The sequence below is a fragment of the Pseudomonas sp. MF09150 genome (genome assembly GCF_059862355.1).
In genome coordinates this window covers 1,721,016-1,735,661 of the sequence record NZ_JCBCUS010000001.1, presented here as the reverse complement: position 1 = coordinate 1,735,661, position 14,646 = coordinate 1,721,016, and the positions used below count along the sequence as shown (strand labels likewise).

Annotated in this window: 17 protein-coding genes; 9 read left to right on the top strand and 8 right to left on the bottom strand. The window is 62.6% G+C overall.

Annotation, left to right across the window (positions count from 1 at the left end; translation table 11 throughout):
- Positions 1-31: 31 nt before the first annotated feature.
- The 5 genes from AC19YX_RS07775 to AC19YX_RS07755 form a co-directional block, all read right to left on the bottom strand.
- The gene (locus AC19YX_RS07775) at positions 32-412 is read right to left on the bottom strand and encodes a Rho termination factor N-terminal domain-containing protein (protein WP_078471102.1); all 381 of its coding nucleotides are present in this window, start codon (positions 410-412) and stop codon (positions 32-34) included.
- Positions 413-466: 54 nt separating this feature from the next.
- On the bottom strand, positions 467-733 hold the full coding sequence (locus AC19YX_RS07770; protein WP_078471103.1) for a hypothetical protein: 267 nt from the start codon (positions 731-733) through the stop codon (positions 467-469).
- Between the two features lie 47 nt (positions 734-780).
- Positions 781-1,107, bottom strand: coding sequence for a hypothetical protein (locus AC19YX_RS07765; RefSeq protein WP_078471104.1), 327 nt, complete (start codon positions 1,105-1,107; stop codon positions 781-783).
- 86 nt (positions 1,108-1,193) lie between these two features.
- Positions 1,194-2,411, bottom strand: a complete 1,218-nt coding sequence (locus AC19YX_RS07760) for an MFS transporter (protein WP_242487551.1) — start codon at positions 2,409-2,411, stop codon at positions 1,194-1,196.
- Between the two features lie 115 nt (positions 2,412-2,526).
- On the bottom strand, positions 2,527-3,177 hold the full coding sequence (locus AC19YX_RS07755; RefSeq protein ID WP_500606143.1) for an HD domain-containing protein: 651 nt from the start codon (positions 3,175-3,177) through the stop codon (positions 2,527-2,529).
- Positions 3,178-3,324: 147 nt separating this feature from the next.
- Here AC19YX_RS07755 and AC19YX_RS07750 point away from each other — a divergent pair, with 147 nt between their 5' ends.
- A complete protein-coding gene (locus AC19YX_RS07750) occupies positions 3,325-3,804 on the top strand; it encodes a GNAT family N-acetyltransferase (RefSeq protein ID WP_020300292.1) in 480 nt (159 codons plus the stop codon).
- A gap of 262 nt (positions 3,805-4,066) precedes the next feature.
- Here AC19YX_RS07750 and AC19YX_RS07745 read toward each other — a convergent pair whose 3' ends face one another.
- Entirely contained in the window at positions 4,067-4,510 is a 444-nt protein-coding gene (locus AC19YX_RS07745; RefSeq protein WP_201130139.1) for a hypothetical protein, read from the bottom strand.
- Between the two features lie 190 nt (positions 4,511-4,700).
- Between AC19YX_RS07745 and AC19YX_RS07740 the strand changes: the two genes are divergently transcribed.
- The 4 genes from AC19YX_RS07740 to AC19YX_RS07725 all read left to right on the top strand — a co-directional run bounded on the left by AC19YX_RS07740 (position 4,701) and on the right by AC19YX_RS07725 (position 8,436).
- Positions 4,701-5,690, top strand: a complete 990-nt coding sequence (locus AC19YX_RS07740; RefSeq protein WP_500606014.1) for a 2-dehydro-3-deoxygalactonokinase — start codon at positions 4,701-4,703, stop codon at positions 5,688-5,690.
- A 12-nt stretch (positions 5,691-5,702) separates the two neighbouring features.
- The gene (locus tag AC19YX_RS07735) at positions 5,703-6,323 is read left to right on the top strand and encodes a 2-dehydro-3-deoxy-6-phosphogalactonate aldolase (RefSeq protein WP_078471110.1); all 621 of its coding nucleotides are present in this window, start codon (positions 5,703-5,705) and stop codon (positions 6,321-6,323) included.
- Between the two features lie 48 nt (positions 6,324-6,371).
- Positions 6,372-7,520, top strand: coding sequence for a galactonate dehydratase (gene dgoD / locus AC19YX_RS07730; RefSeq protein WP_421547559.1), 1,149 nt, complete (start codon positions 6,372-6,374; stop codon positions 7,518-7,520).
- A 112-nt stretch (positions 7,521-7,632) separates the two neighbouring features.
- Positions 7,633-8,436 (top strand): IclR family transcriptional regulator, encoded by an 804-nt coding sequence (locus AC19YX_RS07725; RefSeq protein ID WP_500606142.1) that lies wholly within the window; start codon positions 7,633-7,635, stop codon positions 8,434-8,436.
- A 1-nt stretch (position 8,437) separates the two neighbouring features.
- Here the strand turns inward: AC19YX_RS07725 and AC19YX_RS07720 are convergent, their stop codons facing one another.
- The gene (locus tag AC19YX_RS07720; protein ID WP_500606013.1) at positions 8,438-9,490 is read right to left on the bottom strand and encodes an NAD(P)-dependent alcohol dehydrogenase; all 1,053 of its coding nucleotides are present in this window, start codon (positions 9,488-9,490) and stop codon (positions 8,438-8,440) included.
- Between the two features lie 221 nt (positions 9,491-9,711).
- On the opposite strand from AC19YX_RS07720, the gene AC19YX_RS07715 reads away from it, so the two are divergent.
- Positions 9,712-10,602 (top strand): AraC family transcriptional regulator, encoded by an 891-nt coding sequence (locus AC19YX_RS07715; RefSeq protein ID WP_078471114.1) that lies wholly within the window; start codon positions 9,712-9,714, stop codon positions 10,600-10,602.
- Between the two features lie 82 nt (positions 10,603-10,684).
- On the opposite strand, the gene AC19YX_RS07710 is transcribed toward AC19YX_RS07715, so the two are convergent.
- Positions 10,685-12,349, bottom strand: a complete 1,665-nt coding sequence (locus AC19YX_RS07710) for an electron transfer flavoprotein-ubiquinone oxidoreductase (protein WP_078471115.1) — start codon at positions 12,347-12,349, stop codon at positions 10,685-10,687.
- 98 nt (positions 12,350-12,447) lie between these two features.
- Between AC19YX_RS07710 and AC19YX_RS07705 the strand changes: the two genes are divergently transcribed.
- The 3 genes from AC19YX_RS07705 to AC19YX_RS07695 all read left to right on the top strand — a co-directional run bounded on the left by AC19YX_RS07705 (position 12,448) and on the right by AC19YX_RS07695 (position 14,577).
- Positions 12,448-12,639 (top strand): hypothetical protein, encoded by a 192-nt coding sequence (locus AC19YX_RS07705; protein ID WP_102047915.1) that lies wholly within the window; start codon positions 12,448-12,450, stop codon positions 12,637-12,639.
- Positions 12,640-12,895: 256 nt separating this feature from the next.
- Positions 12,896-13,645 (top strand): electron transfer flavoprotein subunit beta/FixA family protein, encoded by a 750-nt coding sequence (locus tag AC19YX_RS07700; protein WP_020300301.1) that lies wholly within the window; start codon positions 12,896-12,898, stop codon positions 13,643-13,645.
- A 2-nt stretch (positions 13,646-13,647) separates the two neighbouring features.
- Complete coding sequence (locus AC19YX_RS07695; RefSeq protein WP_020300302.1) at positions 13,648-14,577, top strand: electron transfer flavoprotein subunit alpha/FixB family protein; 930 nt, start codon at positions 13,648-13,650, stop codon at positions 14,575-14,577.
- Positions 14,578-14,646 lie beyond the last annotated feature (69 nt).

The window sequence follows — 14,646 nt, the reverse complement described above, 5'->3', positions numbered from 1 at the left end:
AGGCGCTGGGGGGGCAGGGCGCAGGTCGTTTTCAACCGGCTTTGCGCAGCGCCTCGATCAGCTCCTGTTTACGCATGGTGGAGCGCCCGGGAATGTTCCTGGCCCGGGCTTCCTTGAGCAGGGCCTCCTTGCTCTGGGTGGCCAGCGAGGGGGCGCTGTTGCGGGCATGGCCCTGGCGCGTGGCGACGGCGCGGCGCGCGGATGCCTGGCGATCGCTGGCCTTGGCGCTTTCCGGCTTGTGGCGCCCGGAGCCGCCGGCACGCTCACCACCGCCGGACTGTTTGTTGACAGTGGCCCAGGCGCGGGCCTCGGCTTCGGCTTCAGGTAAGCCCTTGGCTTCATAACTGGCTTCGATATGAGCGGCTTTGCGCTTCTGCGCGGCGCTGTACTTGCTCTTGCTTGCGCGAATCATTGGATCACTCCTCAAGGCCCTGGCGCCCAGGACCTTTATGGATGGGTTTGATACTCAGTGCGAAGTATTGCCCTCGAGCTTCTGCGCGGCCTCGACGCCCGACGCGGTGAGCTTGATCGGCAGGTTGAGGGCATGTTCCCCGGCGGTGTTGCAAGTGACGTGGCCTTCCTTGATCAGCCCGCGATCCTGCAGGGCGGCCAGGGCCTGGGCTACGACTTTTTCCCCTCGGTAGTTATCCAGCACCTCCTTGCCCAGGCCACTGGGGTGGGCATGCAGCAGGCGGGTGAGGACTTCTTTCTCAAGGTTTTTATCGACGTTCATGCTGACCTCTTCGTTGGTTGAATACAGGTGTGCGTCGTCTTGCAGGGTTATTGGCTGTTGCCTTCAGAGCCGGAGCCACCGGTGGTGCTCTTCGAGCCGATGCCGGTCTTGCCGTTGTCGGGCGTGCTGGAATCCATGGTGCCTACGCCGCCCTGGCGCCCGGTATCGCTGCCCTGGACCCGCGGGTCGGTGCCGGTGGCGGGCGGCAGCGAGCCTTCCTCCATGGGCGGTGGGTTGATGTTGATCCTGGGCGTGTTTTGGGTGGCTGGGGACTTGGGACCTTCCACCGGGTTGGTGGGGCCGGTGGCGCCGGCGAAGGCTGCCGAAGACAGCAGCCCGGCCAGGGCGAAAGCGGTGAGTTGAGCCTTGATCATGATGTCGCCTCCATTCGTTTCAGAGTCGCTACCTGATATTGGTCAGCCGCTGATTTGCATTGGTGCCTGATGATCGACGAACGGTCTCAGGCATCTTGCAGGACTTTCTTGTCTTGCCCCCAGCGCCAGAGCAGGCGCCCGGCGCTGATCAGCCAGTTCAGCAGGGCCACCGCCAGAACTGTTAGCAGAAGTGTCGGCATGCCCTGTTCAACGATGATCTTGCCCGCCAGCAGGGGGAACCCGAAGACCCCGATAAAGTAGGCGAGGCTGAACAGCAGCAACGCCTGGGAGGTGCTGCCGGCCGGCGCTTCGTTGGCGGCCAGGCCATTGATCACCGAGTAGGTCAGGCCATAGCCGACGCCCAGGACCATGGCCGCCAACAGGTAGCTGAGGCTGCTGTCGACCACGAACTGCAGCAGCAGCACTGAGAGCACCATCAGCCCGGACAGGAGGCAGGCCGAGCGATAGGCGTCGCGCTTGACCACGATGCCGGCGATCAGCAGGCGGCTGCTGATGGCAGCGCCCATGAAACCGAGAAAGAACAGCGAGTAATCCAGGGAGCGTGACGCCGCATAGCTGGTTTGAAAACTCGACAAACCACCAAATACACAGCCGCCCAGGCCCACCATCAGAATCGGAAACAGCGCCCTGGATGACAGGACCCGGGCACTGCTGGCCCAGCTGATTTTTGCCGCGCCGCTGCCCAGGTGGTTGGTCTGCTGCTGCAGGCGACGGCCAAGGAACCAGAAGATGATCACCCCGGCCAGGCTGGCCGCAGCCGCGATCAGGAAGGCCGCCGTCAATGGCCAGCCCAGGGCACTGGCCGCCCGCCCCAGGAGTGGCCCGGAGCCGATGCCGGTCATCATGCTGCCCGACAGCAGGGCGAAGTATTTGGCGCGCTGGGCGGGTTCCACCAGCATCGCCACGATGATCGGCCCCAGGGTGTAAAACACCCCCCAGCCCAAGCCCAGGATCAGGCCGAACAGGAGCAAGGCATGGCCGAAGCCCGGGGTCAGGGCGAAGCCCAGGCTGGCCACCACCAGCAGGCAGCCGAACAGGGCGATCGAGCGCGCGGCGCCCAGCCAGTCCGAGAGGTGTCCGGAGAAGATCACCGCGACAAAGGTGCTGAGCATGGCAGCGGAAATCACGCTGCCGGCGTCGTGCTCGTTACCGCCACGGGCACTGATCAGCAGCGACAGCAGGAAGGTCGAGCCATAAGACAGCGACAGCAGGTAACTGCCAAGACAGAACAGCCCGAACAATGGGCCTGAAACCATGGGTTGCCGTGTACCGCGAGCAGGCATGAGTGAGCCTCGTCCTTATTGAAGTTATGCGCGATTTTCTACCACGGGCCTGGCGGTTGTTTGTTGTGTACCTGCTGGTTTCAGGATTAGCTCACAGCGGAGTAAGCAGGGCGGCTCAGGCGTCGATCTCCTCCAGCAACTCCTCCATGAAGCGTTGCAGGCGCTGATGCCGAACCTGCGCCAGGTGCGTGCCGGCCGGGGTCTGGAAGCCGCTGGCGAGGTGCAGCAACTTGGTCTGGAAATGGTCCAGGCAAAAGCGTTTGTCATCGTATTCACGATGCTCTGCGCGTGGGTCGAGCGGGTCGTACAGGGCGCTGCCCATGCGCCCGGCAATGTAGAAGGTGCGGGCCACGCCGAGGGCGCCGAGGGAGTCGAGGCGATCGGCGTCCTGCAGGATCTTGGCCTCAAGCGAAATCGGCTCGATCGCCGCAGAAAAACTGTGGGCCTCGATGGCGTGGGCCACTGCGTCGATCGACGCCTGGGCCCAGTGCAGGCTGGCCAGGATCTTGCCCGCCTGCACCGCCGCCAGGCGCGAGGCCTGGGAGCGCAGTGGCGAGTTCTTTTCCACGGCGACACAGTCGTGCAACAAGGTCGCGGCCAGCAGTACGTGCAGGTCGCCGCCTTCCTGCTCGGCGATACGCCGGACATTGCTCCACACCCGCTGCAAATGCGAAAGGTCGTGGGCGCCGTCTTCGGCAGGTTCCAGGGCATGGGGCAGCAATTGGGCGGCGAGGGTGTGCAGGGGGGCAAAGGCCTGGGCGTTCATCGGTGCAACCTGAAGGTGATCGGGCAAGGCCGCCACTGTAGCCGCTGGCGCAGGGTTGTGGGCAAAGCGTGGCGTCAATAAATGCCCGTGCATGTGTTTCCCCTGTCGATCTACTATGGCCGCCTGATTCCGCCATGAGAGCCACCGATGTCCGTCGATATCCGCCCCGCCGTGCCCAGCGATGCTCCGCAAATCCTCGCGTTCATCACGGAACTCGCCGACTACGAGCGTGCCCGCCATGAAGTGATCGCCAGCGTCACCGACATCCAGCGCAGCCTGTTCAGCGAAGGCGCGACAGCCCACGGCCTGATCTGCCTGCGCGATGGCGTACCGATCGGGTTTGCGGTGTTCTTCTTCAGTTACTCGACCTGGCTGGGCAGCAACAGCCTGTACCTGGAAGACCTCTACATCACCCCCGAGCAGCGTGGTGGCGGAGCGGGCAAGCAGTTGTTGCGGCATCTGGCAAAGATCGCCTGTGACAATGATTGCGGGCGATTCGAATGGAGCGTGCTGGAGTGGAATGAGCCGGCGATTCAGTTCTACAAATCCCTGGGCGCGCAGCCCCAGGAAGAATGGGTCAAGTACCGCATGGATGGCGACGTGCTGCGGGCGTTTGCCCGGGGCTGAGAGCGTGCCGGCGGAGGGTGGTTTTCACGGATTTGAACCAGACGGATTTGAACCAGGTTGTTCAGCGGTGAAAATGGCCAGGCCTCTGTAGCTGGTCGTGTTGCTGGCGTGTGCCTCGTGCGTGCATCGGCCGATTCTCGGCCCGGCCTAGGTGATCCTGCACGAGGACGGACGCCAGGAACACGGCGTTACCGACGCGCAGGGCAACACCCACCGGGCGGGCTCGACCGACCCGCAAGACGGGGTGTTCGACCTGGAGTGATCACCGGCTTTCTTCCCAGTCGCCTCCCAGCAAGTCATTCAGGGTCTGGGCCACCGAGGTCTTGAATGCCCCGGCCTGGTGTGCGTCGTAGGCGGTCTTCCACACCGTGTAACCCTCGCTGAAATCGGCCAGTTGCTCGGCGTGCCCCACGCGCTGGGTCACGCTCTGCTGCAACGCGCCGGCGCGAAACGGCAGGTGCGGGATGTCGCTGATCTGATTGCCCTTGAGCGGGTTGATCAGGTGAATACCATCGACCCGGATATGCACCACCTGGCCCAGGTCCGGGTACTGCTCGACTTTGAGAATGGTCAGGGTCGAGGCGTTTTCGCCAGGCCGTGTCTGGTACGACCAGATATCGCCAACCGTGAATGGCTCTGCCGCGCCGATGGCGCTACCGGTTAACAGCAGGCCGCCGATGAGCAGCAGGTTTCTGAAGCGTTGCATGGGTCTTCCTTGAAAGGGGCGGGGCGGGTGGGCGGCATTTTAAGGGATTGGGAGGCAGGTGCGAGCAGTCTGTTTATTCCCTATATATGGGATGTAAATTTATATATTGAGATTTTATTCCTGCGGGGTTTATAGTCGCCGCCAGCAGCTCTTACGCACTCACTGCCAATAACAACTCACAGGTGAAGCGATGCAGGCGCAACTGATCGGGCTCGATTGGGGAACCACTTCCCTGCGTGCCTACAAACTCGCGACAGGCGGCGAAGTGCTGGAGCAGCGCGCGCTGACCTCGGGAGTCATGCAACTGCCCAGGGCCGCTCGAATCATCGACGGCCAGGCCTGCAGCGACGGTTTTGAACTGGCCTTCGACGAAGCCTGCGGCGACTGGCTCGATAGCGCGCCGCACTTGCCGGTGATCGCCTGTGGCATGGTCGGCAGCGCTCAAGGCTGGCGTGAGGCAAGCTACTGCGAAACCCCGGCGGACGTTACCCAACTGGGTCGCGCCCTGGTCTCGGTGCGCAGCATGCGTGGGGTTGAGGTGCACATCGTGCCCGGTGTCATCCAGCGTTCGCGCCTGCCAAACGTCATGCGTGGCGAAGAAACCCAAGTGCTGGGGGCGCTGCACAATCTGCCGCGGCAGGCCACGGATAACCTGCTGATCGGCCTGCCTGGCAGCCATTCGAAATGGGTCGAGGTGGTCGACGGCCGCATCGTGCATTTCGAGACCTTCATGACCGGCGAACTGTTCGCCGTCCTCTGCGAACACAGCATTCTTGGCCGCACCCAACAGCGCGGTGCGGCGTTCGACGGTGCGGCCTTCGACCGTGGGGTTCAGGTGGCGCAGTCCCTGGAGGGGCAGATCGGCCCGCTGTCGACCCTGTTCAGCGCCCGCAGCCTGGGCCTGACGGCTGAACTTGGCGCCAGTGCCCAGCCCGATTATCTGTCGGGGCTGCTGATCGGCCATGAATTGACGGCCCTGGCCCAGGTGCAGCACCGCCGCCGCAACAGCGCCCACCTGCCTTCAATCCTGTTGATCGGCAATTCCCAACTCTGCGCCCGCTACAGCCGCGCTCTTCCTGCCTGTGGGTTCGCCCGCGTGACCCTGGCCGAGCAGGCCACCGAACGCGGCTTGTGGCTGTTGGCCGAGGCGGCCGGGCTGCTCCCTGGCGTTCAACCATAGAAGAGGTTTGCAATGCTCAAGCAAGCACTGGCACAAAACGGCCTGGTGGCGATCCTTCGGGGCGTGCGTCCGCACGAGGTCCTGGCCATCGGCGAGGCCCTGTACGAGGCGGGTTTTCGGGTGATCGAGGTGCCGCTCAATTCGCCCCAGCCCTTTGACAGTATCCGCAGCCTGCGCAGCCATTTGCCGCCCGATTGCCTGATTGGTGCCGGCACTGTGCTGGAGCCTGCGCAGGTGGCCCAGGTGCAGGCGGCAGGCGGACAGGTGATCGTCATGCCCCACAGCGACCCCAAGGTCCTGCGCGCAGCCAAAGCCGCCGGGCTGTACCTGGCGCCGGGTGTCGCCACGCCGACCGAGGCCTTTGCCGCGCTGGCTGAAGGTGCGGATGTATTGAAGATGTTCCCCGCCGAGCAAATGGGCCCGGCGGTGGTGAAAGCCTGGCTCGCGGTGTTACCGGTCGGCACTGTGCTGTTGCCCGTGGGCGGCATTACCCCGGACAACATGCGGGTGTTCGTCGAGGCCGGCGTCAAGGGCTTCGGCCTCGGCTCGGGGCTGTTCAAGCCCGGGCTGAGCAGCACTGACGTGGCCCTGCGGGCCAAGGCTTATGTCGCCGCGTGGCATGCCTTGGCTTAAGCTTTTTCCGGCGCCGCGCGCGCTGCCTCAAACCAGAGAGACAAGCAGATGAAAATCACCAAACTGACCACCTTCATCGTTCCGCCGCGCTGGTGCTTTCTCAAGGTCGAGACCGATCAGGGCGTGACCGGCTGGGGCGAGCCGGTGGTGGAGGGCCGGGCCCACACCGTGGCAGCGGCGGTCGAGGAACTCTCGGACTACCTGATCGGCAAGGACCCACGCAATATCGAAGACATCTGGACCGTACTCTATCGCGGCGGTTTCTACCGTGGTGGAGCGCTGCACATGAGCGCCCTGGCCGGTATCGATCAGGCACTGTGGGACATCAAGGGCAAAGACCTCGGGGTCTCGGTCAGTGACCTGCTGGGCGGCCAGGTGCGGGACAAGATCCGCGTCTATTCGTGGATCGGCGGCGACCGCCCGGCCGACACGGCGCAGGCGGCCAGGGAAGCGGTAGCACGGGGCTTTACCGCCGTGAAAATGAACGGCACCCAGGAGCTGCAATTTCTCGACACCCACGACAAGGTTGACCTGGCCCTGGCCAACGTCGCGGCCGTGCGCGATGCGGTCGGGCCCAATGTCGGGATCGGCGTCGACTTCCATGGCCGGGTGCACAAGCCCATGGCCAAGGTGCTGATGAAGGAACTCGACCCCTACAAACTGATGTTTATCGAAGAGCCGGTGCTCAGTGAAAACTACGAAGCGCTGAAGGAACTGGCGCCCTTGACCAGCACCCCGATCGCCCTCGGCGAGCGCCTGTTTTCGCGCTGGGATTTCAAGCGGGTGCTCAGCGAAGGTTACGTTGACATCATCCAGCCGGATGCCTCCCACGCCGGTGGCATCACCGAAACCCGCAAGATCGCCAACATGGCCGAAGCCTACGACGTCGCCCTGGCGTTGCATTGCCCGTTGGGCCCGATTGCCCTGGCCGCGTGCCTGCAACTGGACGCGGTCTGCTACAACGCGTTTATCCAGGAGCAGAGCCTGGGTATCCATTACAACGAGAGCAACGACCTGCTGGATTACCTCAAGCATCCGCAGGTGTTCGACTACGACCAGGGCTACGTGAAGATCCCCAACGGCCCGGGCCTGGGCATCGAGATCAACGAGGAATACGTGGTCGAGCGCGCGGCCGTCGGTCATCGCTGGCGCAACCCGATCTGGCGCCACGCCGACGGCAGTTTCGCCGAGTGGTAGGCGCGCGCCCGGGCCTCCCTGTGGCGGGTGGCCGAGGTGGCGCGCAGCAAGTTGTGGTCAAGGCGGGTGGGCGACCATAATGCCGCCCGTTCTCTCCCTCGGAAGGCTGGATATGCAGGAAGACGCGCCAAAGATCGCCAAGGACGCCGCACCGACCGGCACCCAGACGCTGCTGCGTGGCCTGGGCGTGGTCCAGGCCGTGGCCAGCGGTGCCCGCGACCTCAAGGAAATCGGCCGGCTGATCGGCACCACCCGTAGCACCACCCACCGCCTGGCCAGTTGCCTGGTGGAAGAGCGCTACCTGCGCGTGGTACCGCAAGTGGGTTATCTGTTGGGACCAAAGTTGATCGAGCTGGGGTTCCAGGCGCGCGAAGCGCTGCCGCTGGTCAGCCTGGCCACGCCTATCCTGGATGAGTTGTCGGCACTGACCGGCGACACCATTCACCTGGCGATTCGCGAGGACGATGACGTGCTGTACCTGCACAAGAACCCGGGGCGCAATGGCCCGGAGATGCGTTCGCGGGTTGGGCATCGGATGCCGTTGGCCCGTACCGGGATCGGCAAGGCGCTGATGCTCGACGACAGCCAGCAGGACTGGCAGCGGTTGTATCAGATCAGTTTGCCGGTGGGGGGGCGCAATGTGCTCTGGCCGCAGCACGAGGAGCCATCCTGGGAGCAGTTCCAGCAGCGCATGCTGGAGTATGTGAAGGGCGGTTATGCGTTTGACCTGGAAGACAACGAGCCCTCGATCCGTTGCGTCGCAGCGCCGGTACGGGATGCCAGCGCACGTATCGTGGCCGGCATCAGTGTCGCCAGTACCGTGCCCTACATGCCGCTGGAGAAAATGGCCGAGCTGATCCCCCTGGTGAAACAGGCGGCCGCCCGGCTTTCCGCGGAGTTGGGCGCGAAGGCCTGAATCAGGCTTTCAGAGTGGCCATGTCGATCACGAAGCGGTACTTCACATCGCCTTTGATCATTCGGGTGTAAGCCTCGTTGATCTGGCGGATGTCGAGCATTTCGATGTCGCAGGTGATGCCGTGCTCGGCGCAGAAATCCAGGACTTCCTGGGTTTCGGCAATGCCACCGATCAGCGAGCCGGCCAGTACCTTACGCCCCAGAACCAGCTTGGCGGCGTTGACGGGTGGGTCGACCGGTTCGATCAGGCCCACCAGGATATGCACGCCGTCAAAGCGCAGGGTATCGAGGTAGGGGTTCAGATCGTGCTGCACCGGAATGGTGTCCAGCAGGAAGTCGAAGTGCCCGGCAGCGGCCTTCATCTGCTCGGCGTCGGTGGAGACGATCACATGATCGGCGCCCTGGCGCCGGCCTTCCTCGGCCTTGCTCGCGGAGCGGGTGAACAGCGTGACCTCGGCGCCCATGGCCTTGGCGAACTTGATCCCCATATGGCCCAGGCCGCCCATGCCGAGAATCCCGATCTTGTCCCCGGCCTTGACCCCGTAGTGCTTGAGGGGCGAGTAGGTGGTGATGCCGGCGCAGAGGATCGGCGCGGCGCTGGCCAGGTCGAGCTTGGCCGGAATCTTCACCACGAAGTGTTCGCTGACCACGATGCTGTCGGAGTAGCCGCCCATGGTGTTGCTGCCATCGACCCGGTCCGGGGTGGCGTAGGTCATGGTCGGGCCTTCGAGGCAGTATTGCTCCAGGTCCGATTTGCAGGCGTCGCAATGGCGGCATGAGTCGACCATGCAGCCCACGCCCACCAGGTCGCCGACCTTGTGCGCAGTGACGCTGGCGCCGACGGCGGTGACTTTGCCGACAATCTCGTGGCCCGGCATCAACGGGTACACGGCAATGCCCCATTCGTTGCGCGCCTGGTGGATATCGGAGTGGCAGACGCCGCAGTAGAGGATCTCAATCGCCACGTCATCGGCACGCGGGCTGCGGCGTTCGAAGGACATGGGGGCGAGGGGAGTGGTGGCCGATTGGGCGGCATAACCGATGGCGGTGTACATAAAAAGACCTCGCAAAAGCAGGAACAGGTGAGGCGGGCCATTCTCCCCATCGAGCCTGGGCGCGGCCATGGCGATTGCTCCGAGTCTTATGCCTAAAGCTCCGGGGGAGCAGTGGAAAGCGGCAAGCGACGCGCTGCAGGCTATAAACTGTGCGCCCACGTTCGCCGCTTACAGCTAATCGCTTGTGGCTTGCCGCTCCCCACACTCCGAGAAGTGCTCCAATGCTCCTGACCCGCCATCTCGACGCTAACGCCACGCTGGTTTCCCTGATCGAGGGGCTGACTTCCAGCGACGGTTTTTCCCCGACCCACCTGCCCGGTGTGCAGGTATTGCGCGCCAGTTGCGACGTGGCGCGTGGGCCGCAGATCTATGAGCCGAGCCTGATGATCGTGGCCCAGGGCAGCAAGGTCGCGTACCTGGGCCCGCGCACCCTGGAATATGGCGCCGGGCATTACCTGATCCAGGCGATGCCGGTGCCGTTCGAATGCGAGACCTTTGCCCTGCCTGATGCACCCTTGTACGGCGTGACCGTCGGCATTGATCGGGTGGTGCTCGGGGAGTTGGTGATGGCGATGGGCATTCAGTCCGGGCCACCGCCGGCGGCGCAGACCCTGGAGTCGATGAGCTCGGTGGTACTGGATGACGCCATGCGTGGCTGCGTCGAGCGGCTGTTGCAGTGCCTGCACGATCCGCTGGAGAGCCGGATCCTGGGTCCGGCGCGGGTTCGGGAGTTACTGTTCACGGCCTTGCGCGGGCCCCAGGCCGATGTGTTGCGGGCGCTGGTGGAACAGCAGGGGCAGTTTTCCCGGGTCGCGACCTCGTTGAGTCATCTGCACGCCCATTACGCCGAGCCGCTGAATATCGAGACCCTGGCCAGTTATGCACACATGAGTGCCTCGACCTTTCATGAGCACTTCAAGCGCTGCACCTTGCTCTCGCCGGTGCAGTACCTCAAGCGCCTGCGGCTGCTCAAGGCCCAGCAGTTGCTGCTGGTAGAGGGCATGGGGGTGGCGCAGGCGGCCCACAGCGTGGGCTATCAGAGCACGTCGCAGTTCAGCCGCGAGTACAAGCGCTACTTCGAGCGCAGCCCGGGGGAGGAGCGGGCGGCTTGATCGCCCCGCGGGGGCGGGCACGCTAGATTTTCGGGCAACAAAAAGGCCCCCAGATGGGAGCCTTGATGTTCAAGCGGGCGGCTTACATGTTCGGGTAAGTCGGTCCGCCCGCGCCTTCCGGCGTGACCCAGGTGATGTTCTGCGAAGGATCCTTGATGTCACAGGTCTTGCAGTGCACGCAGTTCTGGGCGTTGATCTGGAAGCGCTTCTCGCCGTCTTCCTTGGTGATCACTTCATACACGCCAGCCGGGCAGTAGCGCTGCGCGGGTTCATCGTAGAGTGGCAGGTTGGTGCCGATCGGGATGCTCGGGTCTTTCAGCTTCAGGTGGCACGGCTGTTCTTCTTCGTGGTTGGTACCAGAGATGAACACCGAGCTGAGTTTGTCGAAGCTGAGTTTGCCGTCGGGTTTCGGGTAGTCGATCTTCTTGCAGTCCTTGGCCAGCTTGAGGCAGGCGTAGTCCGGCTTGGTGTCGTGCAGGGTGAACGGCATTTTGCCGCCGAGGATGTTCTGGTCGAACCAGTTGAAGCCGGCACCGATGATCGGGCCGAACTTGTGCATCGCCGGGCCGAAGTTGCGGGAGGCGAACAGTTCTTCGTAGAGCCAGCTGTTCTTGAAACTGTCGACGTAGGCGGTCAGTTCATCACCGCCTTCGGATTCAGCGAACAGGCGATCAGCCACGGCATCTGCGGCGAGCATGCCGGACTTCATGGCGGTGTGGCTGCCTTTGATCTTGGCGAAGTTCAGGGTGCCCAGATCGCAGCCGATCAGCGCGCCGCCTTTGAAGACCATCTTCGGCAGCGAGTTCAGGCCACCTTTGCAGATGGCGCGAGCGCCGTAGCTGATGCGCTTGCCGCCTTCCAGGTACTGGGCCAGCACCGGGTGATGCTTGAGGCGCTGGAACTCATCGAATGGCGACAGGAAGGTGTTGCTGTAGGACAGGTCGACGATCAGGCCGACCACCACCTGGTTGTTTTCCAGGTGATAGAGGAACGAGCCACCGGTGTTCTCGGCGCTCATTATGTCCAGCGGCCAACCGGCGGTGTGCACCACCAGGCCTGGCTGATGCTTGGCCGGGTCGATTTCCCAGATTTCTTTCAGGCCGATGCCGTAGTGCTGGGCGTCGGCGTCGCTGTCCAGGTTGAAGCGCTGGATCAATTGCTTGCCGATGTGGCCGCGGCACCCTTCAGCGAACAAGGTGTACTTGCCACGCAGTTCCATCCCCGGGGTGTAGACGCCTTCTTTTGGCTGGCCTTCACGGTCGACGCCGAGGTCGCCAGTGATGATCCCGCGGACCACGCCGTTCTCGTCGAACAGGGCTTCCTGGGCGGCGAAGCCTGGGTAGACTTCCACGCCCAGGTTCTCGGCCTGCTGGGCCAGCCAGCGGCACAGGTTGCCCAGGGAGATAATGTAGTTGCCTTCGTTGTGCATGGTCTTGGGCACAAAGAAGTCTGGAACCTTGATTGAGCTGTCGGCGCTCTTGAGGACATAAATGTCATCGCGTTTGACCGGGGTGTTCAGCGGTGCGCCGAGCTCTTTCCAGTTCGGGAACAATTCGTTCAGGGCCCGCGGCTCGAATACGGCGCCGGACAGGATATGAGCACCGACCTCGGAGCCTTTTTCGACCACGCAGACGCTAATTTCCTTACCGGCTTCGGCGGCCTTCTGCTTCAATCGGCAGGCGGCGGACAGGCCCGCGGGGCCGGCACCGACGATGACCACGTCGAATTCCATAAATTCGCGTTCCACTAGGCTATCTCCTACTCAAGGCTCAACGGTTTTTTTCTAATTGGAGGTTTGGCGCTGCATCCATTATTTCCTCCTCAACAGGGGGGAGGGGACAATGGATGACCCGCCTTTCTCTCTGGGCGGCGCATTATATCTACACCACTCTCAGCGTCCAATACAAACGTTTGTTTGAATTTGCTGGAAGCCAGGTAAATCAAAGAAGCGCGGCTTATGACTGGCCATTTTGCCGTATTGACCGGAAAAGGCGTTCCGGTCAAGATACGGTCGGTTTTGCGCTCGCCGTAGGCTGACTGTTGGTTTCAAGAGCACCTCTAAAGACAGGGCGAAGGCTGTACAAGGTGACGCAGTGCGCCGCGCAAGCGCGCAGTTTACACGCCGCGATAAAGAATGACTCGTCGGTCACCACTGACGAACGGTCATCATCCCCGTGAGCAAGGTCGCCTGTTCCATGCCAGCGTTTTTAGAGGTGCCCTTGTGCCGATGAGCATCAACCGCCAGGTTCTCGCCTAGGCGACTTTCTTTTCACCGGAGAGTAACGAGGAATCCATGAAGGTTCTTGTAGCTGTCAAACGAGTGGTCGACTATAACGTCAAGGTTCGCGTCAAAGCGGACAACTCCGGCGTAGACCTCGCTAACGTCAAGATGTCGATGAACCCTTTCTGCGAAATCGCAGTGGAAGAAGCCGTACGCCTGAAAGAGAAAGGTGTTGCGACTGAAATCGTCGTCGTCTCCATCGGCCCGTCCACCGCTCAAGAGCAACTGCGCACTGCGCTGGCTCTGGGTGCCGACCGTGCCATCCTCGTCGAATCTGCCGAAGACCTGACTTCCCTGGCGGTTGCCAAGCTGCTCAAGGCGGTTGTCGACAAGGAACAGCCATCGCTGGTGATCCTCGGCAAACAAGCCATCGACAGCGACAACAACCAGACTGGCCAGATGCTCGCTGCATTGAGCGGGTACGGTCAGGGCACCTTCGCCTCGAAAGTCGAAGTCAGTGGCGACAACGTTGCCGTGACTCGCGAAATCGACGGCGGCGCGCAGACTGTTTCGCTGAAACTGCCGGCCATCATCACCACCGACCTGCGTTTGAACGAGCCGCGTTATGCGTCCCTGCCAAACATCATGAAAGCCAAGAAGAAGCCGCTTGAAGTGCTGACTCCGGATGCTTTGGGCGTTTCCACCGCCTCCACCAACAAGACCCTGAAAGTCGAAGCGCCGGCTGCACGCAGCGCAGGTATCAAGGTCAAGTCGGTGGCTGAACTGGTCGAGAAACTGAAAAACGAAGCGAAGGTAATCTAATCATGACTATCTTGGTAATCGCCGAACACGACAACAAAGTGCTGGCTCCGGCCACACTGAACACCGTGGCTGCCGCCGCCAAAATCGGTGGTGATATCCACGTGCTGGTTGCAGGTCAGGGCGCAGGCGCCGTGGCTGAAGCTGCTGCGAAAATCGCTGGCGTGGCTAAAGTGCTGGTGGCCGACAACGCCGCCTACGCGCACCAGCTGCCGGAAAACGTCGCGCCCCTGGTCGCCGAACTCGGTGCTGGCTACAGCCACATCCTGGCTGCCGCTACCTCCAACGGCAAAAACATTCTGCCGCGGGTTGCCGCCCAGTTGGATGTTGACCAGATCTCCGAGATCATCTCCGTAGAAAGCGCTGACACCTTCAAGCGCCCGATCTACGCCGGTAACGCGATCGCTACCGTGCAGTCCACCGCAGCGGTCAAAGTGATCACTGTGCGTGCTACCGGTTTCGACCCGGTCGCCGCTGAAGGTGGTTCGGCTGCCGTTGAAGCCGTTGCTGCTGCTCACGACGCTGGCAAATCCAGCTTCGTCGGTGAAGAACTGGCCAAGTCCGATCGTCCGGAACTGACCGCTGCCAAGATCGTCGTTTCCGGCGGCCGCGGCATGCAGAACGGCGACAACTTCAAGCACCTGTACGCCCTGGCCGACAAGCTGGGCGCTGCTGTCGGCGCTTCCCGCGCTGCGGTCGACGCAGGTTTCGTACCCAACGACATGCAGGTCGGCCAGACCGGCAAGATCGTTGCGCCACAGCTGTACATCGCCGTCGGTATCTCCGGCGCGATCCAGCATCTGGCGGGCATGAAGGACTCCAAAGTGATCGTTGCGATCAACAAGGACGAAGAAGCACCGATCTTCCAGGTGGCTGATTACGGCCTGGTGGCGGACTTGTTCGAAGCCGTACCCGAGTTGGAGAAGCTGGTCTAATCCGGCTGCTTCACTTATAAAGAGCCCGGCCTTTTGGCCGGGCTTTTTTATTGTCTGAATTAATTGCGG